Source organism: Sphingomonas sp. PAMC 26605 (assembly GCF_000241485.1).
In the GTDB taxonomy this organism is placed as follows: domain Bacteria; phylum Pseudomonadota; class Alphaproteobacteria; order Sphingomonadales; family Sphingomonadaceae; genus Sphingomonas.
On the sequence record NZ_JH584241.1, the window covers coordinates 2944636 to 2969442 of the forward strand.

Here is a 24807-nt window from a genome sequence, read left to right on the forward strand (position 1 = left end):
CATAATCGTCCACTGCGCCGCCCTGCCGTTCAAGCCACGCCAGCAGGCTGGTCCGAGCGTCCGGAAGCAACTCGAACTGAACCGGCCGACCGGTCTTCTGTTGCATGATAATCGCACGCGTTCGGATTTGCCCGCCGCTGACCAGATCGCGGATCTTCATCTGTACCAGGTCGCAGCCCCGGAGTTTGCTATCGATCGCCAGGTCGAACAGCGCCCGATCTCGCAAGCGGCGGCGCTGATTGAGGTAAAATCGGATCTCCCATATTTGCTTCGGTTTCAGCGCGCGCTTCGCGCCAACGGTCCGTCCGGCATTCCAGACTGGGCGCTTTGTCGCGGTGGGTTCGGTTTCAGGTATCTCCATGATCATTCTCCGATGGCCAGATTGGCCGACCGAAGAACGCTTTGGCGCCTGATAAGCAGGAATGCTCCGAGGCACCTGCCGACCACGGTCGGTCGTTCGCTTCTGGCGGCGCGAACGTCGTAACTTGACAAGAGCGGTCATTCGGATTGCGTCAGGCCGATCAGGGCGCGTTGAACGAACGGCGACAGCCGGAACGACGGTCTTTAGAACGACGCGGCGCTGGTGCTTAGGTCAGGCGTCAAAAATCCTGTGCGCCGCGGAGTTTCGAGGGCCGCTTCTCGGTCCGGTGGCGGCGGACATCGAACGTGTCCGTGCGAAACTTGATGGATTCGACATGATGAACCTGGAGCGTATTCATGACGACCGCCAGGGCCGGCTCGCGAACGTCGCCCGAATCGGCGAAGGGGTCGAGATAGGTGGCAGGCCAGAATTGCCCGCCTGGGGCCGGCTTTGGCGGCTCGGGCGGGGGCACGCTCTCAGACACCCAGTAATCTGGTGACGGTCCATCCTCGTCGAAGGAATTCAGCATCGCCGACACTTCTGAGCCCGGGGGGAGGTCGATGTTTCTGACCCGCGATGCGCGCCTGAACAGGACGACATTCTGGTGATCGCCCCGCTGCTGTACGGATGGATAGAGGAGGCCGTCGAGGTTCAGGTCGCGCTTTGCCGCCAGATAGTCGGCGATGACTTGGGTGATCAGATATTCGGTCGGCTCGTCATCTGGCATGACCGGCGTCGTCATGCGGGCGCTGAGACTTTCCATGAACTTCGCCAGTTCCAGACGCGCCATATAGGTTGGGTCGAAGACGCTCCCCTCCACATAGACGGAGCGAAGCGCATCGATGTCGAGGAGACGCAGCGGCCGTATGACTTCGAATTTTCCGACGAGCACGCGGCTGCCGACGGGCGGTCTAACCTCCGACAAGGCCGCGTCTGCATGGGTGGCGCCGTAGAACAGCGAGACGCCGCGCGCGTTCATTCGGCCGCCGAGCGCTACGGCGCTCGGCGGCGGTCCGAGCTCACGGTCAGGACGCTCGAGCGCGGCGCCGAGCCTGTTGTCCGAATGAAACACGCGGGCGCGACTGAACTGTTCGAGTTCGGTGAGCGGCCCGGCATGGCGGATCACGCCCCGCCCGTCGCGCGTGCGAAAGCCCTCGATGCCGGTGAAGATGCGATCGAGAAGGCTCTCGGCGACCTTGTTGAAGAACCGCGTCTCGCCTTTCAGCGACCGTTCCAGATTGCGCCATTCAAGCTGGAACTCGATATCGTTCGGGCCTTTGCGCTCATAATAGCTTTCGGGATCGAACTCGCATTCCTCGCCGGCCATGGCTGAATCCCAGTCGCCATGCTCATCGGCGAGGATGTCGAGGATCTCCTGCGCCACCTCCTCCTCGATCGAGGCCGCACCCTGGATCGCCTCCAGGACCGGCTCGCCGTCGCGCTCCCATTCGTAGCTGCTCTCGCGGTCGCCAAGCATCGCCGATTGAAAAGCGTCCGGTTGATCGGAGGTCCGGGTGTAGTGCGCTTCGAAGGCGCTGTTTACCGGCTGGGCCAGATCGGCGATGCTGACGACCGAACCGTCGAAGCCGCAGAACGAGCATTCGCGCTCCTCGCCCGACGCTTCGATCTCAGCCTTGAGATAGGCTTCGCCAACGCAGTCGGCGCCGACGACGCGCTCCTCGTCGTCGTCGGCCATCGGTCAAGCCTTGCTGCGCACGAAGCGGAGGGTTTCGTCGCCGTTGCTTAGGAACACGGCGCGCCAAGGGTCCGACGCGAGTGCGCCGACTGTCTCGATGGCACCGGCGCGCTCGAGATAAGCGATGGCGCTGTTCATCCGGCGGGGCTTCCAGTCGAGCTTCGCCGCCAATTCTTCCGTATTCGCATCTTCGACATCGTCGCTAACAAGGCGGTTGGCCAAGGTGACCGCGTCGACGGCCGGATCGAACGGCATCACGCTCGCGTCAAACTCGACGAACAGCGGTCCAAGCGGCGCGACCGACAGATCGCCATGCTCGCTCTGCCACAGCATGCCGGCATCGCGTAGATCGAGGATGCCGAGGCGAACCTCGACCGCCGAAAGCCCGGTTGCTGCCCTGATGTCTACAGGCTGGGTGTGCGGATCGAAACTGACGGCGTGCTCGCTTGTCTGCGCGAGATGCTGCGCGATTGCTACCGCAGCGGGTGACCAGCCTTCCAGGCCCTCGGGCACGGTGATGACATGCTTGGGCTTTGCGCCGAGCGCGGGCTTGCGGCTGACGCCATGCAGCCGGTCGACGAGAGCTGCCAGTTGCACGTCGGAGGTCGGATCGATCGCTTCGCACAGAAGCGTCTGGAGAAAGGGTGATAGCTGCCCGACATCGACGCCGACCCGCAGGGGCACCATGCGGTTCTTGCCCCCGACGAGACCAACGAGACCAACGTCGATCTCACGCGCAACCCAAGGCTTGGTGATCGATGTCGGTGTCAGGATGACCATGAAATGGGTCATGTCGCCGAGACCCTCCTCCATTTTCTGGCGAAGGCTGTCGCCGTGGTCGATCTCCCACTCGTCGAACCAGGTCTCGATACCGTTGGCCATGAGATATTCGGCGATCGGCCGGACCATCGCCTTGTCCTCGCTCGCGTGAGCCAGATACACACGCGGCTCTGCCACCATCTTATCCACTCCCATTACACTGACGTCGCCGGGGTCGACCCCCAGCCGCTTTTCCAAGAGCCGTGCGAAGGCTGGCGAGCCGCTCGTTCGGATCCCTACCCGGTGACCGGGAAGCCGGTCGACGAAGACGACCGCATGCTTGCCGGTTTCCGGATCGACGATGGAGCCTGCGGCGCCACGGGCTTTCGTCTCGATCGCGGCCATGGCGAGTTCCATGGCGTGCGCTTGCAGCTCTTGCGCGAAGCGGTCGGCGTCGAAGGGTCGGCCGTTGTGGGTGATCTTGATCATCGGGTGTGGCTCTGGACGAAGCGGCGGAGCGACACGATCTCGTCGTCACCGACAATGAAGCCGAGCACGGGATAGTCGTTCTGGAGCGGCGTGCGCATCCGGTTATGTGGAAACAGCGGCACCAGCAGCCCGACCGCAGGATTGAACCGCCGGCGCGGCCAATCCGCCGCCGCCTCCAGCTCACGAATATTTCCCAGCTTGGGGTTCTCGATCATCATCCGCGCCAGCAGGACGGCATCTTTTCTGGGATTGTGCCCGGTGATTGCGGGATCGGCCGCGACGAAAAGTGCAAACGTCGTGCGCACGGACGGCATCGCGCGATTGATCGCGCTGTTCAGCTCGACGAGCCCGTCGGCCTTCAGCTCCGCCAGAGCCAGCTTGATCTGCTTGACTTCAACATCCGGGAAAGCATTTGCGAGGCCCTCATCGACATGAGCTGGCAAGCCGTCGACGCATTGGCGCGCCATCCACGCGCCGAGCTTCTGTGCGAGCGGGCTCAAATGATTATATTTGCTCACGTCTTCCCCGCGATCGTCGTTTAGAGTGCGGGCAGACCTTGTGCAAAAAACGGCGCTACCGACAGCCTGCTATTCCTTACCGCAATGATGCGATGGTGGCCACAAATCGCGATGTTTGGGTACAGAGCAATAGGTATGTCCGACGCTCAACCAAACTCGGTCATCAACTCTAGTGATTGGCGTTCTTTCCGGACTCGACACCGCATTGTCGGCGCCGACCGTTCTGCCCCGGTCTCGGCGTGCAGAGCCGCTCCCGACCAGATTTTGCCGTTCGCCGGTTCCGACGCGAACGTCTCGATCTGACAAGAGCGGTCATCTGCGCGCGGTGAAGCTGCAGTCAGGAGCTCCCCTGTTGCCGGAGGTGCATGATCGCTGTGCGGCGCTACAAACCAGTGTCAGCGCCACGATTGCATTTGCGGCGGGGCTGGCGACGGCTAGAAGCGGCGCGTCGGAAAAGGCAGACTTGGTTTGGTAAGCCCAAGTCCTCCCGGTAACGGGTGCTCTGGTCTTTGGCTTCGTGCCCCAGACCCCCGCGGCGAACGAAGGACGCGTTCTTGCGTCCCGCGTTCGTCCGTGTGGGTCTCAGGTTCGAGAAACGCTCCGGTCGAACGTCGACAGCGGAGCACGACCATGAATATCCCCATACCCGAATATCACGATGTCCTGATTGCCGGCGCCGGCCCGGTCGGCCTGTTCCTGGCGTGCGAACTGGCGTTGGCCAATTGCTCCGTGCTGGTGCTTGAACAGGCGAGCGAGGTGGCCACGCCGTTGAAGCGCGCGCCCTTCGGTCTGCGCGGTCTTTCCGTGACGACCATCGAAAGCTTCGACCGGCGCGGCCTGTTGGCACGCCTGAAAGCGCGGCTACCCGACCGGGAGATTGCGGCCGCTGCGCCGTGGATGAACGAGGAGCGCAGGCCTGGCGGGCATTTCGCCGGCATCGACTTCTTCCTCGACCAGATCGACCAAAGCCAATGGCCCTTTCGCCTGCCGCACGCCGCCAGCCCGATGGCCGCCGATCTGGAGAGCATCGGGGCGGTTCTGATGGATCGCGCGAAGGATCTGGGCGTCACGATCAGACACCGCTCGGGGGTTTCGAGCGTCGATGCGACGGACCGCGATGTGACCGTCCGCGCCGGTGAGGAGAGCTTCCGGGGCGGCTGGCTGGTCGGCTGCGATGGCGGCCGCAGCGCGGTGCGCAAGGCGGCGGGCTTCGGTTTCACCGGCACCGATCCCGAATTCACCGGCTATTTCGCCCAGGTCGAACTTGCCGATCCATCGATGCTGGAGCCCGGCCACCACGATACACCGACCGGCACCTACATCTTCGACCGGCCCGACATGATCAGAATGGTCGAGTTCGACTGCGGGGCGCAACACCGAATGGACCCGATCACCCGCGATCATCTCCAGGCGGTGCTGCGCCGCATCTCGGGCACCGAGGTCGAGCTGACGGCGACCGGCCTCGTCACGACCTGGACGGATCGCGCCCATCTGACGCGCGAGTATCGGCGGGGGCGCGTGTTGCTCGCGGGAGATGCCGCGCACATCCATTCGCCGCTGGGTGGCCAGGGCCTCAACCTCGGGCTCGGCGATGCGATGAACCTCAACTGGAAGCTTGGTGCGACGATCCGCGGCGATGCCCCGGCCGGACTTCTCGACAGCTACCAGCGCGAGCGGCGGCCGGTCGCCGAGCAGATCCTCGACTGGTCGCGCGCGCAGGTGGCGCTGATGCGACCGAGCCCGAGCGAACAAGCACTCCGCGCCATCGTCGGCGACCTCATCGCGACGCCGGATGGCGCGACCTATTTCGCCGAGCGCGTCTGGGGCGTGGCGGTGCACTATGACCTGGGCAGCGACCATCCTCTGGTTGGACGCAGCGTCCCCGATCTCGAGCTGGATGACGGAACGCGCCTGAACGAGCGCTTCCACCTGGGACGGGCGCTTCTGCTGGACGGTGGTGCGAGCGGTTGCTTGCGGACGCTTGCTGACCGCTACCGCGAACAGGTCACCTATTTGCGGTGCGACGGGTGCGACTTGTCAGGCTTGCACGCGCTGCTCATTCGCCCCGACGGCTTTGTCGCCTGGGCAAGCGACCGAGCCACGGACGGCACCGAGGCTGCCCGAGCGTTGTCCCGGTGGCTAAGCTGCGAGCGAGGTGACCATGATTCCATGCCGTAAGCTGGCGTGTCCACCGGGCGAGGCTGGCCATAGATCGAGACGAACAAGCGTCTGCTTCCGGGATGCGCCCAGGTGCCTCGGAGCGTCCGGCATTGGGTCATAAGCCCGTAGAAATTGTGTAGGCGGTATGGCGCATCTGCTCGTCCTCACGAGCAGGCACCGCCATCCTGAAGAGCTACGGTGTTCCGGTTACATGAGTTGCGTCATCGCCTCGAGAAAAGCGCGGATCTTCGAGCTCGACAGGCGTCGCGAGTTCTGGAGTGCCCAGATCTCGACCTTCGGTCCGTCGTCGATGCCCCAGACGACCAGCCTGCCGGAGGCTATGTTTCCCGCTGCCAGCAGTTTTGGCATGAGTGCAGCGCCGGCGCCGGCGAGAACCGCGTCCTGCACCATCAGGAATGAAGAGAAACGCAACCGCACCTGCGGGCTGAGTACGCGCACGCCCTGATCGGTCCTGATCCGCCAGAGCGGGTTCGCAGAGGTGGCAATGTGACCAACGACAGGCGCGATCACGGCGGCGTCTTCGCGATCGATCAGGAACGGATTTGGGATATCCGGCACCGCCACCAACACGCGCTCATCCTCGAGGATCCGTCGCCCGACCAGCCGCTCGTCGGGATCAGGGTTGATGCGGATCACGAGATCGTAATTGTCCTCGACCGGATCGACCTTGCGATCCTCGGCGACGATCTCGAGCGCGACCTGCGAATAGGCCTGGACGAACGCCGTCGCGACGCGCGGCAGCATCACATGAGCGAGTACCAGCGGGGCGCTGATCCGAAGCGTGCCGCTCGGCACCGATGCGCCTGATGCAACCGCATGTTCAGCCTCGCCGATCTCGGCGAGCGGACCTTGCGTGCGGTCGTGCAACGCGCGCCCTTCCGGCGTGAGGCGCAACGTCCGCGAACCGCGGTCAATCAGCCGAACACCCAGATGCGCTTCCAACTCGGCAACCTTGCGCGATAGCGTCGCCTTCGGACGATGGGTCGCGCGACTGGCAAGGCCGAAGCCGCCATGTGCGGCAACGAGGTTGAAGTCGGCGAGAGCGGCCAAATCCACTGAGTGTTCCAATCCCGAGACGAGGTGTCCTGATCATGCCATCTTCCTAGGATCTGCGGAACGGCTATCTCTGTCCAGCGACGATGAGGTCGCGGCGAGCAGGAGATGAGACATGACGATATTGGTAACCGGCAGCACTGGCACGATCGGTTCGCAGGTCCTGGCCTTTCTCGATGGGCACGGCGCCGAGATCCGCGCGCTGACGCGCAGCCCGGAAAAGGCCCGGTTCCTCGACGGGGTCACCGCCGTGAAGGGCGATCTTTCCGATATCGACAGCGTGCGCGCCGCGCTGGCGGGCGTGAGCACATTGTTCCTGCTCGCCCCGAACGCCCCCGACGAGCTGACCCAGGCGATGCTGACGCTCGACGCGGCGCGCGAGGCCGGTGTGAAGGGCATCGTCTATCTCTCGGTGTTCAAGGGCGAAGCCTATGCCGACGTGCCGCACTTCGCGAGCAAGATGACGGTCGAGCGGATGATCCACGCCGCGGACCTGCCCGTCACCATCCTGCGCCCGGCGTATTTCATGCAGAACGACATGCGGCAGAAGGACGCGCTGCTCGGCGGGGGCGTGTACGGCATGCCGATCGGCGACACAGGCGTGTCGATGGTCGACATCCGCGACATCGGGGAAGCCGCCGCGAAGGAATTGCTCCGCCGCGAGCAGGCCGACACGCCGCTGCCGCACGAGACGTACGAACTGGTCGGGCCCGATGTCCTGACCGCCGAGACGATCGCCGCGCTGTGGAGCGACGTGCTCGGGCGCCCGATCGGCTATGCTGGAAATGACCTGGACGCGCTGGAACAGCGTCTGAAGGCGTTCGGACCGGCGTGGCTCGCTTATGACATGCGCCTGATGATGCACCGCTATCAGCAGGACGGCGCGGTCGCGACCGAGGCCGAGATCGCACGTCTGACGACGCTGCTCGGTCACGCGCCGCGTTCATATCGTGACTTCGCCGTTGCGGCTGCCGCCACATGGGCGGCAGCCTGAGCCACACCGGCGCTCCCGGATCGAAAGCAGTCCCCATCAGCATCTAGAAATGGAATGCTCGACATGACCTTCCGCAATGCCCTCATGGCCGCCACCGCCGTCCTCCTACTGGGTTCCGCGGTCCCCGCGCTTGCCCAGCAGGCCCCTTCGGCGATGGCGCGCATGATCGAGCTGGGGCCGGAGAACGCACGCATGGCGCAACGCGTCGGAACCTGGGACGTCGTGCTGACCGCCTGGGCGTCACCGGGCGCCGCCCCGACGACCATCCGCGCCGTGGCGAAACGCAGGATGATCGGACAGGCGCTGCAGGAGATCATCACCTACCCGCGCGGCGCCGACGGAGTGGAGACCCAGCGGCTCGACCTGCTCAGCTATCAGCGCGTCGAGGGACGGTGGAAGTACGTGTCGCTCGACACCCGCGTCCCGGCGGGCCTCATGCCCGCGTTCAGCTTCGGACCGGGAGAGGACGGTCGTATCACATTGGTGTTCGAACCGTTCGCCTTCCCGGCGCCTGGGGTTGCGGTTGTCGGCCAACTCCTCTCGATGGACCAGGTCATCACTGACCAAGGCCCCGACCGGGACATGAAGGAACAGCGCTTCATGCTGGCGGACGGCACCGGCCGGATGTGGTTGGCCAACCGGTACGCGTTCACGCGCCGCAAGTAGATTTCGAGGCAGCAAGAGACCCGATTGTCCACCAACTACGTGCCAGCGATTGAGACCGACCGGAGATCCTGCTGGGTCGACCTTGACGCGTGTCTAAAGCCGGCAAGCGAAAAAGGCCTGCAGAACGGCCACAAACGGGTCAGCGCAGCCGCAAAGCCGACGGCAGCTCTTGAGAGAAGGTGTCGTTCGCCGTGCGGCCTGCGATCGACGGCTTCGTCCCAAACCTCGCCCTCAACAGCGATCGCGTTGGCCCGCCAAGGCGAGCACGTAGCACATGAACCGATGTCCGCTTTCCGGCGGCGGCAATCGCACAAGGGACGGCTGGAAGTGGGTCGCAACAGCCGTGCGAATAACTAGCAGTGAGCAACCCGCTTCCAGAACGGGCGCCGCTTCAGAAAAAATCGATACAGATAAGACTGCCTGAAAACGTCCCGATCAGCCGGATCTGTAGCCTGGAGCGAAATTCGCTATTTCGAAGCGTAGGGCCCAAATCGCTGGATAACACTACGGCGCCGGGTCGTGTCGTCTAGGACATAAACCTCGTATTTGTCGCCACCCGGGGCGACCCGAACCACGACGTGTCCACCGTAGCTCTTGTAGATGCTGTCCATAATCGGCCCGATCGCCACGCGGCTCTCGGCGGCCATTCCGGTGGCGAAGACGTCGCGCGGACCCGGGTAGAGACCCTTGGACGCCATGCGGGTCACTACCTCTTCGCCCGGCTGCGGCGACAGCCAATTCTCTTGGACGAGGACGCGCGGGGCGAGGTTGCGCAGGATGTTCTCGTTGATCGTATCCCTGTTGCCATGATGATCGAGCAGCATCACGTCGACTGGACCGACGACTGCCGACACGGGAGTCTCGACATCGCGCCACCACGGCTGCGTGTAGTTAGGAACGCCTGGAATGTCGCCGCCGGTGTAATATTTGAACCTGCCGTACGCGAAGGTCAGGACATTGCTGAACGGGTTCTCGTCGAAGCTGCAATCGGTCACCGCACCTTTGGGTATGTAGTAGTGCGTGTCCTCTCCGGCGCCGGTCCAGATGATGCCGCTCGACGCGATGTTGCGCACATGGAAGCTCGGAAACGACCGCGCCGTGCCGAGCTTGATTTGATCCAATACGCCAGGTTTCAGGCCGATGACGGCCTGGCCGTGCTGCAGCCGGTACGCGGCAAAGCTCAGATAGTTCGCCAGCGACAGACCATTCGAGCCGGGCAGACCACCCGGACGCGCGCATTGGTGGAGATCGACCGGATAATCGTAGGACGGCGCTGCCCGATCGATCAATGTATCGATCGGAATGCGCTCGGCGACTTCGGTTATGCCGGCCAGGCGGTAGGCGCCGGTGCGCGACATCGGTGAATCGGGCGTGATCGTGCCGATATGGTCGGTGTGGAAATGGGTGATGAGCGCATAGTCGAGCTTCACCGACCGGCCGGCGGGCGCGAATTGCCGGATATAGTCGGCGATCCAATAGCCCGCCGAATGCGCACCGTCGGGACGCGGCGGAAACGCTTTGAGTGGCGCGACGGATTCGGCGAATTTCCGGTCGGCTTCCCCGGCATCGATCAGCAGCGTCGTGCCGTCGGGAAAGACGAAATACGTCGCGTTGCCGCGGCCCGTGCTGATGTGATGGATGTAGAAATACCCTGGTGACCAAGCCGGAAGCGGTTCGCCAAGGTCGGGCGCGGCGGATGCCGAGGATGCCGCGGCGCACGCAACCGCTGTCGCGAAAAGCATAGCAAAGGGTCTGGCGCGGGCCTTCGTCCCGCGACGCATCGTTGCGACGAGCCGAGCGTAGCCGCCGCGCATCACCGTATTTGGCCTCGTCATCACAATCGTCCTCGAATGGGGTCTCAGGCAGCGTCGGGTCAGTTTGGCGACGGACATCGGGTCGCGATCGCCGGATCGATTCCCGGACGGTCGAGCAGGACGCGTGTCACCCCGTTCGTCCAACCGAAGCCGTCCTGCACGGGATATTCGCCGCCGCCGCCGGCATGGCCGCGCTCGACATCATATTTTTCGACCATCCGGCCGGTGCAGGCGTAGAAGCGCGAGACCGTGCCGATCCAGCGACGGGCGAGGTCGTCGGCAAGGTCGCTCTTCCCATAGCGCGCGAGCCCCTGGACGCCGATCCAGAGGAGCGGCGCCCAGCCGTTGGGCGCGTCCCATTGCTCGCCGGTCGGGTCGGTCGTGGTGCGCAGCCCGCCGGGGGCGACGAGCCTCGCCGCAGTGAGCGCTGCGGTCGCATCGGCCTGCGCGCCGGTCGCAAGCCCGACGAACAGCGGATAGAGAATCGCAGCGCTGATCGCGGGTGTTGGCGCGGTGGTGACGCGGTTCCAGTCGGCAAAGCGACCGTCTTGCGCCGACCACAGGTAGGTCGAGATCGCGGCCTTGCGGGCGTCCGCCCGGGCCTCGAACGCGGACGCGCAGTCGGTGTCACCCGCTGCGGCGCAGCGGCGCGCGATCGATTTCTCGAGGTTCCACAGCAGGCTGTTGAGATCGATGGGAACGATGTCGGTCGTCTGTATCGTGGCGGCCGTCTTGCCGTCGCGGAACCAGCGCGAACTGAAATCCCAGCCGCTCTCTGCGCCTGCTCGCAGGTCGCGATACACGCGATCGGCGGCGCGCGGTGCGGCCTTGCGTGCCGTCTCCACATCCTGCGTGTAGGATTCGTCGCGCGGCGTGTCGCGCGCATCCCAATAGCGATTGAGCAGGCTGCCGTCGGGCATCTTGACGACATGCTGGCATGCGCCGTCCGCGCCGAGGCACGCCGCCCCCGCCATCCAATATCCATACTCGGCCTTAAGTGCTGCTAGCCGTTCCCGATCCAGCGCCGGGTCGTGACTCTCCGATAGATCCATCATCAGGGCAAAAAACGGCGGCTGCGACCGGCTGAGGTAGTAATTGCGCGTGCCGTTCGGGATATGGCCGTAGCGATCAATCATCGATACGAAATTCGCGAGCATAGATTCGATCAGCGCTTGCTCCCCGTCCGCTTTCAGGCCCAGCATCGTGAAATAGCTGTCCCAATAATACATCTCGTGGAAGCGCCCGCCGGCCACGACGTAGGCGTCGGATAGGGGGAGCGACGAAGCGCCGGGTACGACTGCCAGCGGCGGTCTGGCCAGCACCGGCCAGAGTGCCTTGATATGCGCGCGTAGCGAGAGCTTTTGCGATGGACCGTCCTGCCCCGCGAGATGGCGCGCGACAAAGGCGGCGAGCGCTGCTCTCCCGCTCGGCTTCTCGGTGGCGAAGGCCGCCATGATCCGTTCCGGCCGATCGCGCGGAATGAGGTCGACGAATGTCTTATTGTCCGCGAAGACATGCGCGGTCTGGACCGCACGAAAGAGTGGGCCGTACAGATCCGCCGGCGTTCCCGCTTGCCGCGAGACAGTGATGGCGCGATCGGCCGGCGACCTGTCGGCCGCGGCGCCGATCAGCGCAAGGCTCAGTAGCGGCAAAGCCAGAACGCAATTGGACGTCTTCATATCGAACACTCGATGATGCCGGCCCGAGCACAGCCCGGGGCGGCAGGGCCTCAGAACTTCACCTTCACGCTGACCTGATAGTCCGGGCCGAACAACGGGCGCCCCAGAAAAATGCCGCCGGTCGCCACACCGCTGCCGACGACGCGGCTGTTGCCCTCGGTGATCGCCAGCGTGTTGGTCACGTTGAGGCCGGTGAAGCGCACTTCCAGCCCGTCGTCGAGCACCAGCGACGCGCCGACGTCGAGGGTTGTATATTTCGGCAGCGGCTGCAGGTTCTGCAGATCGGCGAACCGCTTCGAGACATAGCTGCCGGTGGCATAGACAGTCAGCCCGCCGACCGGCGTGTCGAGCGTGTAGCTCGGCGTCACGCGCGCCTGGAGATCAGGGTTGCGCAGCACCTGGCTGCCGGTGATGCCGGGCCCGCCCGCGACATATTTGCCGTGCTGATAATCGCCCGTCACCGTCAGCGAGGCATTGTGGAACGGCCGCACGACGCCGTCGAATTCCAGGCCGTAGGTGTCGGAACTGGTATTGTAGCGCACCACCGTCCCGTCGGTCAGGATCTGCGAGCTCGGCTGGCCGCGGAAGGTGTTGTAGAAGCCGGTCAGGTTGGCGGCGAAAGCCCGGCCCCGCGCCTTGATGCCGCCCTGGATCTGGTCGATTCTCGTGGTGACGCTCACACCCGAGCGCAGGTCGTCGAAGGTCGGCAGCGAATAGCCCTTATTGTAGCCGATGAACGCGTTGAGATTGTGCGCGATCTCGTAATTCGCATCAACATTGAAGGCAGCGGCACCGCCGCGATAGGTAACGGGCTTGGTGCCGGGCAGCAGGACCGAGGCGCCGACGTCGTACAAGGCGAGCGGATCGGTCGAAATGTTCTGTTTGCCCGAGTTCTGGAAGGTCGCGTCGATCTGCTCCCATTCGTAGCGGAAGCCTGCGTCGAGCTTGAGCCTGGGGGTGATGCTCCAGGCATCGGCGAGGAACAGCGCTTCGTTGTCGCCGTGATAGACATTGTGCAGGGCAAGCGCGGTCGGCGTATAGACGCCGCTCGCATTGGTGATCTTCACGCCATTGTCGAGCACGAGGTTGATCGGCTGACCGTGGTTCTGCACCGTCATCAGCTGGTTATGACCCGTCAGCCAGGTGTCGTCGGAGTCGTAATCGGCAAAATAGCCGCCGACGGTCAGCGTATTGCCCTCGAACAGTCGGGTCGAGAAACGCGCCTCGTCCTGGAACGAGCTGATCTTCTTCACGATCGAATAGACGCCGACGCCCTGCACATATTGATTCATGTCGGTCAGCGTCTGGCCGCTGCCGATCAGCGTTGCGGTGCCGCCAGTAGCGGGGCGCCCGGCGGCGGCCAGCGCTGTGGCATTGGCATTCGCGGTCGTGACCTGGCCGGCGATGAAGGCGCCGAGCGTGACCGGGGTGGCCCCGGTGAATTCCGCGATCGTCGGGGTCGTGCCCGCGGAATACGCAAGCTTGTTCGAGAAGGCGATGGCGCCGAAGGTCTTGGCGAAATCCAGACCGACCAGATGGAGCTCGACGCCGCGACCCTTGGCGAGGTCCACCGTCTGCGACACCGGCGTGTTCGTCCCGTTCGACGCGACGTCGAAGGTCACGACGCGCGTGGCGTTGCCGAGAAAGGTGTCGGTGGTCGGGTTGAAGCCGGGGAAGGGATGCAGCTTGACGTCGCTGTCGGGACCGGTGCGCAGCAGCGGAACCGCGGTGAAGAAGGCGTTTTGATCATGCGTCTGGCGACCGTAGAGCGTGAACGACCCGCCGTCGTCGAACACATGGGTGAGCGTGCCGACGATCTGATAGCCCTGGTCGGCGGGGAATTGCGTGTTCCGCACTCCCTTGTCGGTGCGATAGAAGCCGCCGACGCTGCCGTACCAGCCACGGCCGAGATCGGCGCCGTAATAGCCATCGAAGCGATAGAGGCTGCCGCTGCCGAGCGTGACCTCGGCGAGCCCGCCCGGATCGTCGCGGCCGTTCTTCTGGACGAAATTGACCGTCGCGCCGGGTTGGCCATTGCCGAACAGCACCGCCTGGCCACCGATCGTCGCCTCGACCCGCTTGACCGTCTCGTCGATCCGGATCTGCGTCGAATTGTCGAGGAACGACAGGCTCGATACCGGGTAGATCGGCAAAGAGTCGATCTGCATCGTGACGAACTTGGCGTCGCCGCCGGTCGGAAAGCCGCGGACTTCGATGTTCGGCCCCGACACGCCGCTGGTGGTCTCGGGGAAGATGCCGGGCACCAGTTTGAGCACGGCGGCCGCGCTGATCGGGGCGGCGGCCTTGATGCTGTCGATGCTGAGCGTGGTGACGGCGTAGCCGGCGGTCTGCTTGCGCTGCCCGGCCGGGTCCGACGAGCCGACGACGATGATGTCCTCGCCCGATTCGGTGGCGGCCGGTGCGGGCGGTGCGGCGTCGGGCTGCGTTTGGGCGATGGCGGGCGACGCGAACAGCGCGACCGAGGCGAGCAAAGCGAATCGTAAGGTCAGGCGCATGGTTTCCCCCAAATGGAATGCGCGCGCGCAGCCTGCGCACGCGATCGAAACGGTGAAACGAGCCGGTCGACTCGCTTCTGCAGGGGAGATGTCTCGCGCTATGGAAATCCGGCTATGCGCACGACAATCTTTTCGGCCGGACGCGCGGTGGCGTTCGATCCGAACGATCTGAGTTCAGAAGCGATAGCCGAAGGAGAGGGTCGCGTTACGGCCGAACAGCGGCCGCGCGACGATCGGCCCAACGGCGAGCACGTCGCCGAGCACGCGCGTGTTTCCTTCGGTCAAGCCAAAGGCGTTGAGCAGGTTTTGCACCACCAGATCGGCGTACAGCCCGTTGCGCCACTTGAGGTGGAGCCCGGCGTCCACGGTGCCATAGGCCGGCAGACGCTGCAGATTCTCGACGTCCGAATAGCGCGCGCCGACAAAGGTATAGGTGGCGCTGAGCTTCACGCCAGCGCCGGCGACCTGCGTTGCGTAGACGGGCGAAACGGCGAATTGGATATTGGGCTGACGCACCACGCGGTTGCCGTCATTGTCGCCGAAGCCGCGGTAGTGGGCGCTCTCATAGGTTCCGCGCAGCTCGAGCTTCCACCGCGGCAGCGGCGTGATGTCGGTCTCGAACTCGATGCCGGCCGCATCGGCCCCGCCCGTCAGCAGGATCGACCCGACGCTGCCATCGGGTTGCGCCAGCAGGCGGGTGAATTGCAGCCCGGTGAAGCGATTGACGAAACCGTTCACCGAGGCGCGGACCGGGCCGGTGACGAGATCGGCGCCGATCTCCAGAACATCGGCGGATTGCGTGCGCGGGCCGCCCAGCCTGAGCTTGTCGAAACTTTGCAGGTTCGAGCCGTGGTTGAGCCGTGCGTGCAGCGTCAGCCGCTCCGGGACAGCTGTGGTGACGAGCCCGATCGCCCAGGAAAGCCGGTTGGAGTCGGTGCCGAGCACGGTCGAGGTCGCGAGCAGCAGCGCGCCGTTGTTGTCGTAGAGCGTGCGCGGATTGCCGTCGAAATCGATCGTCGCGAGATTGCGCACGCTGCCGCGCAGCCATTGCCGCTCGAAGCGGACGCCGGCGTCGAGCCGGGTCCGCGCCGAAACCGACCATGTGTCGCTCAGGAACAGCGCGAGATTAGTGCTGTGGCTGGTGTCCACGACCTGGCTCGTCGTCGCGCTGACGAAGCCGTCGCGCGTCGCCTTCACGCCATTGTCGAGCGTGAGGTCGATCCGTCGCGCATTGGGTTCGACGAGCAGCAGCAGGTTGTTGCCGAGCAGTTCGGACGCGTCGGCATGATAATAGGACCCATAGAGGCCGGCGCTGATCTTGTGCCCGCTGCCGATCGTGCGTGACACGCGCAGTTCGTCGGTGAACGACGCGATCTTTTCCGTCACCGACCATAGCCCCGCAGTGAGCACGTAGCGGTCGGACGAGACGGGCAGGCCGGTCGCGGCCAGCACCGCGCTGCCCGACGCGGCGGTGCCGGCCGCAGCGACGACGCGCGGGTCGCCATTGGCGCGCGCGACGGTGTCGGCAATATACTGGCCGAGCGTCTCGGGCACCGAACCGGTGAACAGGCCGACCGTATCGGCATTGCCGACGGTCAGATTGAACCGGTTGGTGATCTGGGTGCGCACGCCCGGGGACCAGTCGACGCTTACGCCGGCAAGAAACAGATCGAGCCCGCGTCCCTCCGCGAGGTCGACCCGCCGCAGGTCGCCCGGGCCGGCCTCGATCGACAGGTGCTGCGTATCGCGACCGTCGAGCGTGTCGCGCAGCGGATCGAAGCCGGCGAGCGCGCTGAACGTGCCGTCGCCGTTCGCGAGCAGCGGCACGCCGGTGTAGAAGGCGTTGCGGTCACGCGTGTAGCGTACATAGGCCGTCGCGGTGCCGTTCGAGAAGGCATGCGTCACATTGGCGGTGATCTGGCCACCCCTGTCCGCCGGATATTGCGTGTTTCGAAGGCCGTCCGACGTCCGGTAGAAACCGCCGACGGCGAAGACCGTGTCCGGCGCGATCGGCCCGGTGAGATAGCCGTCCGCCCGGCGCGTCCCGTAATCGGTCGTGCTCAGCCGCAGCCCGCCGCCGAAGGTCTGGGTGCCGGTACGCTGGATGAAATTCATGATCGCGCCGGGCTGGCCGTTCGAGACGACCGGACTCGTCCCGCCGCGCAGGATCTCGACGCGGTCGATCATATCGTCGACGCGGAACAGCGTGGTATTCTCGCTGAAGGTCAGTTCGGTCGGCGGGTAGATCGGCGCCCCGTCGAGCTGGACCGTCAGGAACGGCGCATCCCCGGTGGTCGGGAAGCCGCGGACGAACACGTTGGCCCCCGTCGCGCCACCGGTGGTCTCGGCCCAGATGCCCGGCACCAGCTTGAGCACATCGGCGGTGTTGTTCGGCGCGAGCTCGCGGATGCGCTCGAGCGAGGCGGTGGTGATGGCGAGGCCGGCGTCGAGCCGTCGTTCGGGCGATGGTGTGCCCGTCACGACGATATCCGGCGACGCTTCGGGATCGGGCTTGGCGCGGGGGGCGGGCGGGGCGGCGGCCTTGCGCGGCGGCTGCGTGCGCGGCGGGCGCGGCGGCGCTGAGAGGGGACGGATGGCGAGGCTGACGACGGTTGCGGTGCGAACCGCGACGTAGAGGTTGGTCCCGCGCAGCAGCGCGCGAAGGGCTTGGTCGATGGAGTGACGCCCCTTGACCGCATGCGTCCGAAGACCGGCAAGGCCGGCCGGCGAAACGATCTGGAGCCCCGCTTGGCGCGCGAACTCCGGGATACTTGTCACTGCGGGCTGTTCGGCAAGGGAGAACCGAATCTGCTGCGCCAGCGCCGGCACGGGCGCGCCCGCAAGCAGCACGGCGACGAGCGCGCTTACGTCCTTCGCGCGAACCACGAGCTCCCTCCCAGACGTCGACATCGGGCGGACCGGAACGGGCGCGCCATTCGGGAGATGCGCGGGGGAGGCCCGTTCCGGCTATGCCGCGCGCGGTTTTCCGGAAATGCGGATACTGTCACCTTGGCGCGTGACCACGCCCCCGAAGCTGGCCGCGACGGCCGTGGCGAAACCCTGTGGATCGTCCGCCTTGAACAGGCCGACGACCTTCTGGCGGGCGAGTTCGGGCGCGACGACGATCCGCGTCTCGCCATAGCGATCGAACGCGCGCACCGCGTCGGCAAGCCTCTCGCCGCCAAACGACAGCATGCCGTCGCGCCACGCCAGGAGTTGCGCCCGCTGCGCAGTGTCCACAGGCCGTATGTATTCGGCGAGCAGGGGGCGATTGGATAGGAGGGTGAGGGCATGATTCTTTTCGAGCGTCACGGTTCGCGTGCCGCGCAACATGCCCTGCGATTGTGACACGATCGCTTGCCCTTCGGTCACGAGCGCGATGATCGGGGCGGCGAGCACGTTCTGCAGGCTGAAGGCGCCTCCCGCCGCCTGCAGCACAAGATCCCCGGTGCGCACGATGAGCGGCTCCGCGCGCGCGCGTGGTATCGTCAGAAACAGCTTGCCGCGGACGAGCTCGAGCTTCCCGTCGTCGGCCGTGTCGGTGACGTCGACCCGCGTATCGGTGTCGAGCATGAGCACCGACCCGCCTCGCAAGGCGATATGGCGGATTTCGCCGACACCGCTTTCCAGCATCCGAGTCCTATCGGACCCGAGGACATAGGCCGCGGCCAGCGACGCGGCGAGCGCGCCGCCGCCGGCCAGCGCCATGCGGCGGTTCAGCACGCGCGGGCGTGGTGCATCGCGCGGGACGGGGGCTTCGGACGGCGGCGTCGCGGACTCGGGCATCGTGCCGAGCGCCATGGCCCGCTCGGCATGGATCCAGGCGGCCTGAGCGCGCACGAAGGCGCCGAGGCGGCGGCTGTCGCCCGCCAGCCATTGATCGAGCACGCCCTGCTCTTCTGCTGTCAGCCCGCGCTCCGCCTTCGCCGCCCACAGCGTGGCGTCGTCCTCAATCTGGCTGGCGGTTTCGCGATGGGGCATTCGGCAGATCACACTCCACAAGCGTCGGGTCCTGCACGGTAGATGACCCGGCGATGACATTTCCGCCACGGCCAAATTGCCGGAGCAGAAATTTCATGCCCTTCGCGCTGTATTTCTCGACGGTATGTTCGGCGAGGCCAAGGCGGCTGGCGGTCTCGCGCTGCGAGAGACCTTCCACGCGACGGAGCCAGAAGACCTTGCGGACTTGCGTCGGCATCTCGCCGATCGCGGCTTCGACGCGGCGCAATTCGCGTCGTCCGTGCAGCTGTTGCTCAGGCCCTGGCGCATCGTCGACCTCGCCGAGCGCGGCAAGATCGGCGATCGATCCGATCGGGACGATCTTGCTGCGCCGCAGCCCTTGGAGGAACACCGACTTGGCGACCCGGGCCGCGTAATTCCGCGGGTCACGGATCGCATCGACGCTGTCGAGCCGAGCGAGGATGGCGTAGGTTTCCTGCACGATGTCGTCGATGTCGGAGTCCGAAATCTGCGTCGTTCGGCGCAACCAAGCTCTGATGGCGGGTTCATGCGGCAAAACATGGGCCGCCAACCATCGACTGCGCGCTAGGTATGGCGGTTCCATCCTTCTCGCATCGCACGAGATTGTGACAAAGGCGAGAATGATCCATGGCACTCGCGTAGGCGACACGGATGATTAAGGCTTGGCTCTCCTCAAGCAAGTACCGTCTTAGTGCGATACTACATCCAGCAATCAGCAGTTCCTGCCGCGCAAGCGTCTTTGCCGCCATCATCGGCGGGCTACAAACAGCCTCACGATGAACGACGCAGCTACGTTGCCCAGATGCCAATCAATAAACATAAGAACGGTAGCCGCGCGGCACCACCAATTAGCGCCGGCCAATGATCCGCGACGATAGGCATTCGAGCATGCCGCAGAGCAACGTCGTGCTGCTCAGAGTAGCGAGGATTGGACCTCGGCTTTCGCCGGGATCGCACCACGGTTTCCGCGACGACGCTGTTCGGTCTCCGCGCTGAAGCGGATGTCCACGTCACGATCCTTAGCGTAGCCCGCGAGCGCGTCGTCGCTCAGTTCGCCCCATGGCCGCTTCCGGTCCGGGCCAGAGGGCACGCGCGGCAAAAGGCCGGGCTGCTCGCTCCACGTCAGAAGCTGCTGCAGTGAAGAAGCATTCAGCATATCGCGCAGGTGATGCGCGGTAACGTAGGCATCCGGCATAGCACGGTGCGCTGGAAGGCCCGTCGCACGATCCAGGCCAGTCGGCATTCGCTCGTAGCGCAGACCCTGATTGGAGAATCTGGGGAGGGCGGGCCATGTACGAAGCGCGCACTTCCATGTGCAAATCCAGCGGGCGCCGCCGGAAAGCCTGGGCGAGCAGAAACGCTGCTCGAACGTGGCCCGATGCGCAGCCAGTGCGACCACGCCGCCGGTCGGCCGCAGGACCTGCGGTGCCACATCTTTCCAGAATGGCGCTCCTGCGACGTCTGCATCGACGATATGGTGGATGGCCATCGTCTGCGGCGAGATCGGCCCGCCTGGATCGACGAACCGCGCACCACGCTCCGCGTTGACCTCCCAGCGACCATCGATCGCCTGGACGACGTCCTGCCAACCAATCTCGCACACGCTGTGGGAGGCGGAGCCAGCCGTCTCCAGATCGATGACCCGGATGCGCCTGCGGGTGGAATTCGAAAAGGTCGTCATGTTCCTGGAAGATATCGCGTAAGATACGTTCTCGCAATGTTCTTCGGTTTGAAGCTCGAAGTTGGGGGGGCGATCCATCGCTTGGACCAGTTGCAGCGACCCGGATCGTCTGGGTAAGACAGCTGACCTTGGGTATTCACCCAGCGAACGGCCGCTCCGTGCCACCCCTCACCGTTCCGCATGGAAAGATCTGGTCGCTTTTTGCAACGACCGGATCACCTTAACAAATGTCCGCTTCCGCGGAGCCAAGCTTGCGGCCTGAATGTCGCCTTCTGGGTAGCCGCGGCTGCAAACTGACCTTATCTACGCCGTCAACTTCGCGCTGCGGCTGTCTATGGGTGCCTGTGCACGCTCGAACATGCCGTAGTCGCGAGACACTTCCGCGACGCGGAGCCGATAATCGGCGAACACCCCGCCCCGACCGGAAGCCTGAGTAGCGCGGTGAGCGGCGGTATTACGCCAAGCCATCACGGCTTGCTCGTTTCGGAAGAACGAGAGCGACAGCATTTTGTCCGGATCGTTCAGACTCTGGAACCGCTCAACCGATATGAAGCCTTCGATGGCGCTGAGTTCCAGCTTCAGCGCCGCGGCAAGATCAAGATAGCGCTGCTTGCGATCGGGGTCGGGGAGGACCTCGAAGATGACGGCGATCACGCTTGCACCAGCGGCGCATGCGGTGCTGATGCCAGTCGCAGGAAGATGCGGTCCTCGCGCGTGATGATCCGTTCGCGCTTGGCGAAGTCATAGTTCTCGCGGCCCAGTGGGTCGTCGCGCAGGCGCGCGCGGTACGCCTCATAAGCGGCCAGATCGGCGACCGAGTATACGCCATAGGCGGTGGTCGCGGAGCCTTCTTGAGGCGCAAAGTATCCGATCAGGTCGGCACCGCAACGCGGGATGGCTTGGCCCCAGGTCCTGGCATAGTGCTCGAAAGCGTCTACGCGGTAGGGGGCAATTTCGTATCGTATAAAGCATGTGATCATCTGTGTGTCTCCGTCTGTACCGCCATGTACTCGCAGGAAGGGGACGAAGCTTCGGTTGCGGCCGAAGCGTCCTGGCGCAGCATGTGATAGCGCGAGTGCCGATCAGGAGGAGTTTGCATGCTCACAACCAACGCCTTCGCCGCAATCGGCGCGCTTGTCGGCGATCCGGCGCGGGCGAGCATGCTCGTCGCTTTGATGGATGGCAGGGCTCTCACTGCAACCGAACTCGCGGTCGTCGCCGGCGTGACGCCGCAGACCGCGAGCGGCCATCTCGCGCGGCTCGTCGCCGGGGAACTGCTCGCGGTCGAGCGCCAAGGCCGACGCCGATACCACCGTATGGCGACACCCGCGATCGCGCAGATGATCGAGGGTATGATGGCGGTCGCCGTGACCGGGTCCACCATGCGTCGCGTAGCCCCCCGAACCGGGCCGACGGACGTGGCGATGCGTCAGGCCAGGACGTGCTACGACCATCTGGCCGGGCGCTTAGCGGTGGGCATCGCCGATCAAATGATCGAGCGCGGTGAAATCAGGTTCGGCGTCGATGGCGGCGAGCTGACCGGTTTGGGGGGGCGACTGCTGGACGACCTCGGGATCGATATCCCTCAGGCCGCTGGCTGGCGGGGCCGGGGGGCGTTCTGTCGGCCTTGCCGCGACTGGAGCGAGCGCCGCCCGCACATCGCGGGCGTGGTCGGGAGAGCCTTGCTCAACCATTCGATCGACAGCGCTGTAGCCATCCGGCGGGGGCCGCCTTGCTGTTTGTGAGCTGGAGCTAGAGGACGTCCTTACAGTCGCACGTAAGGACGTCGGTTTCGATCATGGCGCAGGTAACGATACTGGCGGGACCGGAGCGTCGCCGTCGCTGGAGCGATGAGCAGCGCGAGCAGATTGTCACAGAGGCGTTTCAGTCGGGCGCGCGGGTCTGCGACGTGGCGCGGCGCCATGACGTTGCCCGCAGCCAGATCTACGAGTGGCGGCAAGTGATGCGGCGCCAGGCGGACCCGGCCTTCGTGCCGGCGGTGCTGGTGGATGAGCGACCCCAGCAAGTGTGCGAGCCCGTTGTCGCTGCCGTTTTCGATCTGCCCGACGGCGGGCGGCTGAAGATCTTTGCTTCAGCGTCACCGGCTCTGGTGGCGGCGGCCTTGAAGGCGATGCGATGATCCCGTCGGATGCGCGGGTGTGGATCGCGATGGGCCACACCGACATGCGCAAGGGGATGCAGGGTCTGGCTCTGCTGGTGCAGCAAGGTCTCGGCCGCGATCCCCATGGCGGCGACCTGTACGTGTTCCGAGGTCGTGCCGGATCGTTGGTGAAGATCATCTGGCACGACGGGATCGGCGCATCGCTCTACGCCAAGCGGATCGAGCGCGGCCGCTTCATCTGGCCCTCGGCGAAGGATGGCGTGGTGTCCTTGACGCGCTCGCAGCTGGCCTGCCTGCTCGACGGGATAGACTGGCGTAATCCGCAGTATAGCTGGCGCCCGGTGAGCGCGGGATAGCGCATTTTGCGGCTTGCATGAGGGCGTGGAGGATGATTCACTCTGCGTCATGGAAGCCGTCGTTTCGCCTCTTCCGGATGATATTGTAGCGCTCAAGGCGCTGCTCGCTGCAACGATCCAGCGCGCCGACGAGGCTGAGGCGCGCCTTGCCACCGCCGCGGCGCGCGAGAGCGCGACCCAAGCGATGATCGCGCACCTCAAGCTGCAGATCGCCAAGCTCAGGCGTGAACAGTACGGCCCAAGCGCCGAGCGCAGCCGCCGCCTGCTCGAGCAGATGGAGCTGCAGCTCGAGGACCTTGAGGCCGACGCCGGTGCGGACGACCTCATCGCCGAAGTCACCGCCGCCACGGCGACCAGCGTAGCCTCGTTCGAGCGCAAGCGACCGGTTCGCCAGCCGTTCCCCGCACATCTGCCGCGCGAGCGCGTGGTCATCGCAGCGCCGTGCGCGTGCCTGGCCTGTGGCGGCACGCGCCTGTCGAAGCTCGGCGAAGATGTGACCGAGACGCTCGAGGTGATCCCGCGCGCGTGGAAGGTCATTCAGACCGTGCGCGAGAAGGTCGCCTGTCGGGACTGCGAGAAGATCAGCCAGCCGCCGGCACCGTTCCATGTCGTGCCGCGAGGGTGGGCCGGCCCCAGCTTCCTCGCCATGGTCTTGTTCGAGAAGTACGGGCAGCACCAGCCGCTCAACCGCCAGGCCGAACGGTTCGCCCGCGAAGGCGTGCCGCTCAGCGTCTCCACGCTCGCCGATCAGGTCGGCGCGGCCGCCGTCGCGCTCACGCCGCTTTACAGGCGGATCGAGGCGCATGTCCTCGCCGCCGAACGGCTGCACGGCGACGACACGACCGTACCGGTCATGGCCAAGATCAAGACCGATGTCGGTCGATTGTGGGTGTACGTCCGCGACGATCGGCCGTTCGCCGGTGCCGGTCCGCCCGCGGCACTGTTCCATTACTCACGCGACCGACGCGGCGAACATCCCCAGGCTCATCTCGCGACCTGGTCCGGGATCCTGCAAGCCGACGCTTATGGTGGCTATGGTGCGCTGTATCGCGAAGGCCGCTTGCCCGGTCCGGTGCGCGAGGCTGGTTGCTTCGCGCACGCCCGGCGCAAGTTCTTCGAGCTCGCCGATGTCGCCGGTGCCGCTCGCAAGAAGAGCCGCGGCGAACACGCCGGCATGATCTACCCGATTGCGCTGGAGGCGGTGCGACGGCTCGACACCCTGTTCGACATCGAGCGTGAGATCAACGGCAAGCCTCCCGCCGATCGCCTTGCCGCGCGGCAGCAGCTCAGCGCGCCGGTAATGAACGAGCTCCACGCCTGGCTCACCGCCCAGCACGCGACGTTGTCACGCAACCACGACCTCGCCAAGGCGATCAACTACATGCTGCGGCGCTGGGGTGCGTTCACCCGTTTCCTCGATGATGGCCGGGTCTGCCTTTCCAACAACGCCGCCGAGCGTGCGCTTCGCTGTATCCCGCTCGGCCGCAAGGCGTGGCTGTTCTGCGGTTCCGATCGTGGCGGGCAGCGTGCCGCGATCCTCTACACCCTCATCCAGACCGCGCGGCTCAGCAACGCCGATCCGCAGGCATGGCTCGCCGACGTCCTCGCCCGTATCGCCGATCATCCCGCCGCCCGGCTCGACGAACTCCTTCCCTGGAACTGGTCACCCTCGAACCAGGTCGCAAAAGCCGCCTGATGGCCGCCCCGTCCATGGTGTTCACAGGTCGCTACGCCGCACTGCGACTCTGTGTCGATCTCATCGAGGAACTGGCCGAACAAATGTCACCCGAGGACGGCTGCTTCAGCATCATCGACAGCCTCGACGAAACAGCCGAGTCCGTCATCGCGTTCACTCCTTGGGGCCTCGATCGCCTCAACGAAATGCTCGATGAACGACGCTCGCAGCTTATATGAGATAGCTGAGGCTGCGCGGCCCTCGCC

The 24807-nt window shown here is 65.1% G+C and carries 21 protein-coding genes and 1 pseudogene; 8 read left to right on the forward strand and 14 right to left on the reverse strand.

Features of this window, described 5'->3' with window-relative positions:
- From RH90_RS13705 to RH90_RS13720, 4 genes and pseudogenes are all read right to left on the reverse strand, one after another.
- Window positions 1–361: pseudogene (locus RH90_RS13705) on the reverse strand (integrase); the annotation flags it as partial.
- A gap of 238 nt (window positions 362–599) precedes the next feature.
- Complete coding sequence (locus RH90_RS13710) at window positions 600–2057, reverse strand: RES family NAD+ phosphorylase (RefSeq protein WP_010186291.1); 1458 nt, start codon at window positions 2055–2057, stop codon at window positions 600–602.
- Window positions 2058–2060: 3 nt separating this feature from the next.
- Window positions 2061–3305 (reverse strand): toll/interleukin-1 receptor domain-containing protein, encoded by a 1245-nt coding sequence (locus RH90_RS13715; protein WP_010186292.1) that lies wholly within the window; start codon window positions 3303–3305, stop codon window positions 2061–2063.
- Window positions 3302–3823 (reverse strand): hypothetical protein, encoded by a 522-nt coding sequence (locus RH90_RS13720; RefSeq protein ID WP_010186293.1) that lies wholly within the window; start codon window positions 3821–3823, stop codon window positions 3302–3304. The genes RH90_RS13715 and RH90_RS13720 overlap by 4 nt, the downstream gene beginning before the upstream one ends.
- Before the next feature lie 630 nt (window positions 3824–4453).
- Between RH90_RS13720 and RH90_RS13725 the strand changes: the two genes are divergently transcribed.
- Entirely contained in the window at window positions 4454–6001 is a 1548-nt protein-coding gene (locus tag RH90_RS13725) for an FAD-dependent monooxygenase (protein WP_010186294.1), read from the forward strand.
- A 189-nt stretch (window positions 6002–6190) separates the two neighbouring features.
- Here RH90_RS13725 and RH90_RS13730 read toward each other — a convergent pair whose 3' ends face one another.
- Complete coding sequence (locus tag RH90_RS13730) at window positions 6191–7060, reverse strand: LysR family transcriptional regulator (protein WP_010186295.1); 870 nt, start codon at window positions 7058–7060, stop codon at window positions 6191–6193.
- A 112-nt stretch (window positions 7061–7172) separates the two neighbouring features.
- Here RH90_RS13730 and RH90_RS13735 point away from each other — a divergent pair, with 112 nt between their 5' ends.
- Both RH90_RS13735 and RH90_RS13740 read left to right on the forward strand, forming a co-directional pair.
- On the forward strand, window positions 7173–8051 hold the full coding sequence (locus tag RH90_RS13735; RefSeq protein ID WP_010186296.1) for an NmrA/HSCARG family protein: 879 nt from the start codon (window positions 7173–7175) through the stop codon (window positions 8049–8051).
- 63 nt (window positions 8052–8114) lie between these two features.
- Window positions 8115–8717 carry a DUF1579 domain-containing protein gene (locus tag RH90_RS13740; RefSeq protein WP_232280359.1) on the forward strand — a complete coding sequence of 201 codons (603 nt, stop codon included), beginning with the start codon at window positions 8115–8117 and terminating at the stop codon, window positions 8715–8717.
- Between the two features lie 467 nt (window positions 8718–9184).
- Here RH90_RS13740 and RH90_RS13745 read toward each other — a convergent pair whose 3' ends face one another.
- The 9 genes from RH90_RS13745 to RH90_RS13785 form a co-directional block, all read right to left on the reverse strand.
- Window positions 9185–10459, reverse strand: coding sequence for a metallohydrolase (locus RH90_RS13745; protein ID WP_010186299.1), 1275 nt, complete (start codon window positions 10457–10459; stop codon window positions 9185–9187).
- A gap of 131 nt (window positions 10460–10590) precedes the next feature.
- Complete coding sequence (treF, locus tag RH90_RS13750; protein ID WP_010186300.1) at window positions 10591–12210, reverse strand: alpha,alpha-trehalase TreF; 1620 nt, start codon at window positions 12208–12210, stop codon at window positions 10591–10593.
- A gap of 50 nt (window positions 12211–12260) precedes the next feature.
- Entirely contained in the window at window positions 12261–14726 is a 2466-nt protein-coding gene (locus RH90_RS13755; protein ID WP_010186301.1) for a TonB-dependent receptor, read from the reverse strand.
- Window positions 14727–14900: 174 nt separating this feature from the next.
- Complete coding sequence (locus tag RH90_RS13760; RefSeq protein WP_010186302.1) at window positions 14901–17612, reverse strand: TonB-dependent receptor domain-containing protein; 2712 nt, start codon at window positions 17610–17612, stop codon at window positions 14901–14903.
- A gap of 81 nt (window positions 17613–17693) precedes the next feature.
- Complete coding sequence (locus RH90_RS13765; protein WP_010186303.1) at window positions 17694–18707, reverse strand: FecR family protein; 1014 nt, start codon at window positions 18705–18707, stop codon at window positions 17694–17696.
- Window positions 18676–19341 (reverse strand): RNA polymerase sigma factor, encoded by a 666-nt coding sequence (locus RH90_RS13770; RefSeq protein WP_232280360.1) that lies wholly within the window; start codon window positions 19339–19341, stop codon window positions 18676–18678. The genes RH90_RS13765 and RH90_RS13770 overlap by 32 nt, the downstream gene beginning before the upstream one ends.
- 279 nt (window positions 19342–19620) lie before the next feature.
- Entirely contained in the window at window positions 19621–20388 is a 768-nt protein-coding gene (locus RH90_RS13775) for a DNA polymerase III subunit epsilon (protein WP_010186307.1), read from the reverse strand.
- Window positions 20389–20691: 303 nt separating this feature from the next.
- Entirely contained in the window at window positions 20692–21042 is a 351-nt protein-coding gene (locus RH90_RS13780; protein ID WP_010186308.1) for an antibiotic biosynthesis monooxygenase family protein, read from the reverse strand.
- Window positions 21039–21368, reverse strand: a complete 330-nt coding sequence (locus RH90_RS13785; protein WP_010186309.1) for an NIPSNAP family protein — start codon at window positions 21366–21368, stop codon at window positions 21039–21041. The genes RH90_RS13780 and RH90_RS13785 overlap by 4 nt, the downstream gene beginning before the upstream one ends.
- 117 nt (window positions 21369–21485) lie before the next feature.
- Between RH90_RS13785 and RH90_RS13790 the strand changes: the two genes are divergently transcribed.
- From RH90_RS13790 to RH90_RS13810, 5 genes are read left to right on the forward strand one after another with little or no spacing between them, the layout of a single operon-like run.
- Window positions 21486–22133 (forward strand): ArsR/SmtB family transcription factor, encoded by a 648-nt coding sequence (locus RH90_RS13790; protein WP_010186310.1) that lies wholly within the window; start codon window positions 21486–21488, stop codon window positions 22131–22133.
- Between the two features lie 53 nt (window positions 22134–22186).
- Window positions 22187–22528 (forward strand): IS66-like element accessory protein TnpA, encoded by a 342-nt coding sequence (gene tnpA / locus RH90_RS13795; RefSeq protein WP_010186311.1) that lies wholly within the window; start codon window positions 22187–22189, stop codon window positions 22526–22528.
- The gene (gene tnpB / locus RH90_RS13800; RefSeq protein WP_010186312.1) at window positions 22525–22866 is read left to right on the forward strand and encodes an IS66 family insertion sequence element accessory protein TnpB; all 342 of its coding nucleotides are present in this window, start codon (window positions 22525–22527) and stop codon (window positions 22864–22866) included. Before tnpA ends, tnpB begins: the two co-directional genes overlap by 4 nt.
- Before the next feature lie 49 nt (window positions 22867–22915).
- Window positions 22916–24562 (forward strand): IS66 family transposase, encoded by a 1647-nt coding sequence (gene tnpC, locus RH90_RS13805; RefSeq protein WP_010186313.1) that lies wholly within the window; start codon window positions 22916–22918, stop codon window positions 24560–24562.
- A complete protein-coding gene (locus RH90_RS13810; protein WP_010186314.1) occupies window positions 24562–24780 on the forward strand; it encodes a hypothetical protein in 219 nt (72 codons plus the stop codon). The genes tnpC and RH90_RS13810 overlap by 1 nt, the downstream gene beginning before the upstream one ends.
- Window positions 24781–24807 lie beyond the last annotated feature (27 nt).

Excerpts from the sequence above, each read along its gene's own strand:
- RH90_RS13710 (WP_010186291.1), bottom strand. The coding sequence starts at position 2,057 with ATGGCCGACGACGACGAGGAGCGCGTCGTCGGCGCCGACTGCGTTGGC.
- RH90_RS13715 (WP_010186292.1), bottom strand. The coding sequence starts at position 3,305 with ATGATCAAGATCACCCACAACGGCCGACCCTTCGACGCCGACCGCTTC.
- RH90_RS13725 (WP_010186294.1), top strand. The coding sequence starts at position 4,454 with ATGAATATCCCCATACCCGAATATCACGATGTCCTGATTGCCGGCGCC.
- RH90_RS13735 (WP_010186296.1), top strand. The coding sequence starts at position 7,173 with ATGACGATATTGGTAACCGGCAGCACTGGCACGATCGGTTCGCAGGTC.
- RH90_RS13740 (WP_232280359.1), top strand. The coding sequence starts at position 8,115 with ATGACCTTCCGCAATGCCCTCATGGCCGCCACCGCCGTCCTCCTACTG.
- RH90_RS13745 (WP_010186299.1), bottom strand. The coding sequence starts at position 10,459 with ATGCTTTTCGCGACAGCGGTTGCGTGCGCCGCGGCATCCTCGGCATCC.
- treF (WP_010186300.1), bottom strand. The coding sequence starts at position 12,210 with ATGAAGACGTCCAATTGCGTTCTGGCTTTGCCGCTACTGAGCCTTGCG.
- RH90_RS13755 (WP_010186301.1), bottom strand. The coding sequence starts at position 14,726 with ATGCGCCTGACCTTACGATTCGCTTTGCTCGCCTCGGTCGCGCTGTTC.
- RH90_RS13765 (WP_010186303.1), bottom strand. The coding sequence starts at position 18,707 with ATGCCCCATCGCGAAACCGCCAGCCAGATTGAGGACGACGCCACGCTG.
- RH90_RS13775 (WP_010186307.1), bottom strand. The coding sequence starts at position 20,388 with ATGACGACCTTTTCGAATTCCACCCGCAGGCGCATCCGGGTCATCGAT.
- RH90_RS13785 (WP_010186309.1), bottom strand. The coding sequence starts at position 21,368 with ATGATCACATGCTTTATACGATACGAAATTGCCCCCTACCGCGTAGAC.
- RH90_RS13790 (WP_010186310.1), top strand. The coding sequence starts at position 21,486 with ATGCTCACAACCAACGCCTTCGCCGCAATCGGCGCGCTTGTCGGCGAT.
- tnpA (WP_010186311.1), top strand. The coding sequence starts at position 22,187 with ATGGCGCAGGTAACGATACTGGCGGGACCGGAGCGTCGCCGTCGCTGG.
- tnpB (WP_010186312.1), top strand. The coding sequence starts at position 22,525 with ATGATCCCGTCGGATGCGCGGGTGTGGATCGCGATGGGCCACACCGAC.
- tnpC (WP_010186313.1), top strand. The coding sequence starts at position 22,916 with ATGGAAGCCGTCGTTTCGCCTCTTCCGGATGATATTGTAGCGCTCAAG.
- RH90_RS13810 (WP_010186314.1), top strand. The coding sequence starts at position 24,562 with ATGGCCGCCCCGTCCATGGTGTTCACAGGTCGCTACGCCGCACTGCGA.